The sequence below is a fragment of the Streptomyces sp. SID14478 genome (assembly GCF_010548525.1).
In the GTDB taxonomy this organism is placed as follows: Bacteria; Actinomycetota; Actinomycetes; order Streptomycetales; family Streptomycetaceae; genus Streptomyces.
Genome location: NZ_JAAGMG010001116.1, coordinates 1 through 2,228, shown reverse-complemented (window position 1 = coordinate 2,228; position 2,228 = coordinate 1). Strand labels below are relative to the sequence as shown.

Sequence of the window (2,228 nt, the reverse complement as noted above, 5' to 3'; positions counted from 1 at the left end):
CTCGCGCTGGTCGCGGCGATCGTCGCCGGAGCCGTCGTGGTCCTGTCCGACGACGGCGACCGGGGCACGACGAAGGCGGACAACGGGCCCTCGGCGCCGACGAGTTCGGCCACCGCGCCCGCCACCGCCGGCGTCGCGCCCTCTCCGTCCGAGGACCCCTCCCTCGCCACCGACCAGCTCAACGGCATCACGCTGCCCGTCGTCCCCGGCTGGCAGAAGGCCGATAACGTCGCCGACGACGACGTGCTGCTGACCACGCCGCGCACCTACACCTGCCCGTTCGACGACGGACTGTGCCGTCGCGGCACCGTCGCCACGCACACCGTGACCGGCGCGGCCGAGGGGGCGAGCCCGCGCTCCCTCGCCGAGGAGGACGTCTCCGACGCCGCCGACCTCGCCTACGACACCGACGCCGTCGGGCAGCGGCCGTTCGGCGGGATGACCTCTCACAAGGTCGTCGCCGCGCGGCAGGTCGCCGTCGCCGGGCGCGCCGGATACCTCGTGCGCTGGAAGGTCGCGACGGCCGAGGGACCCGGCGGCTACGTGCAGTCCGTGGTGTTCCCGTCCAGCGTCGGCTCCGAGTCGCTGGTCGCCGTGCGCCTCACCCTCGACGCGAGCGACGCGGCCCCGCCGCTCGCCGACCTCGACAGGATCGTCAAGGGGATCCGGCCGGTGGGCGCCACGGGCGGCGACGGGGGAGTGGGCAGCAGCATCGGCCCGCCCCCCACCTGACCACTCACAGGAACGTGTAGCCCTCACCGCGGTACGTGGGCACGGTCCCGGTCACCGCGTCGCCCGCCACCAGGTGCAACACCTCGAAGCGCTCGCACAGTTCACCGGCCTTCGCGTGCCGGAACCACACCTTGTCCCCGAGGAGCAGATCGTCGGCGGCCGCACCCAGCAGCGGTGTCTGCACCTCGCCGGGCCCCTCCTGGGCGTCGTAGCGCAGCCCCTCCGGCAGGTACGGCACCGGCAGCCGGTCCGGGCCGGCCGCGCCCGACGCGGGGTAGCCGCCGCCGAGCACCGTGACGACCCCGACTCCGGGCCTGCGCACCACCGGCTGGGCGAACAGCGCCGCCGGACGCCCGCGGAACGACGTGTAGTTGTCGAAGAGCCGCGGCACGTACAGCCCCGACCCGGCGGCGATCTCGGTGACGGCGTCCTCGGCGGCGGTGTGCTGCACGCTGCCGGTCCCGCCGCCGTTCACGAACTCCAGGTCCGGGGCCACCGCCCGCACGGCCCGCACCACCTCGCCGCGCCGCACCGCCAGTTCCTTGCGGGCCGCGGCCTGCATCAGCCGGATCGCCCGCGACCGCACGGGCCGCCCGGCGACCGCGTCCCCGACCCCCGCCACGTGCCCCTCGTACGCCATGATCCCGACCAGCCGGAACCCGGGCCTGCGCGCCACCGCCCGCGCCAGATCGGCGAGTTGGGACGGCGTACGCAGCGGAGAGCGCAGCGCGCCGATCCTGACCCGCCCGCCGAGCACCTGCCACGACGTGTCGAGTTCCAGGCAGACCCGGATCTCCTCGCGGCCCCCGTCCCGCGCCTCGTCGATCAGCCGCAGCTGCGCCGGGTCGTCGACCATCACGGTCACCGCGGCCGCCAGCTTGGCGTCGTGCGCCAGCTCGGCGAAACCGGACCGGTCCGCGGACGGATAGGCGAGCAGCACGTCCTCGAACCCGGACCGCGCCAGCCAGACCGACTCGGCCAGCGTGAACGACATGATCCCGGCGAACCCGTCCCGGGCCAGCACCCGCTCCAGCAGGGCCCGGCACCGTACGGACTTGCTGGCCACCCGGATCGGCTTTCCCGCGGCGCGGCGTACGAGATCGTCGGCGTTGGCGTCGAAGGCGTCGAGGTCGACGATCGCCAGGGGGGCGTCGAGATGTGCGGTGGCCCGGTCGAAGCGGGCCCGGTCGGCGGCGCGCGGTGTCATGACCGAAGCCTGCCAGACGCGATTACCGCAGGGTAGAGGGACGATCCGGGCAGATCGGCCCAGCCCGTGGTCTGATGCGAGCCGTCCGCGGGTGAGCCCGTTAGAGTGACGCGCACGCTGGCTTGAGGAAACGGGGAGGCATGAGCACCGAAGCCCGACGTGTCCCGCCGCGTCCCACGACGCCGCCACCCCCCGCGGCCCCGCCCCGACCGGCGCCCGCGCAGCCGCAGCCGGACGGCGCGCAACTCCCGGACAGCGTCCCCCCTTTGCCCGCGACGCCACCCCCTCC

2 protein-coding genes are annotated in these 2,228 nt (G+C 74.9%); one reads left to right on the top strand and one right to left on the bottom strand.

Going from position 1 to position 2,228, the window contains the following annotated elements; genetic code table 11:
• On the top strand, nt 1-732 hold a 732-nt coding region (locus tag G3I40_RS36095), incomplete at its 5' end, for a hypothetical protein (protein WP_239092148.1).
• A gap of 4 nt (nt 733-736) precedes the next feature.
• Here the strand turns inward: G3I40_RS36095 and G3I40_RS36090 are convergent.
• Nucleotides 737-1,939 (bottom strand): amino acid deaminase/aldolase, encoded by a 1,203-nt coding sequence (locus G3I40_RS36090; protein ID WP_164559056.1) that lies wholly within the window; start codon nt 1,937-1,939, stop codon nt 737-739.
• Nucleotides 1,940-2,228 lie beyond the last annotated feature (289 nt).

What these genes read in the sequence shown, in the direction of transcription:
- G3I40_RS36090 (WP_164559056.1), bottom strand. Translation starts at nt 1,939, where the DNA reads ATGACACCGCGCGCCGCCGACCGGGCCCGCTTCGACCGGGCCACCGCA.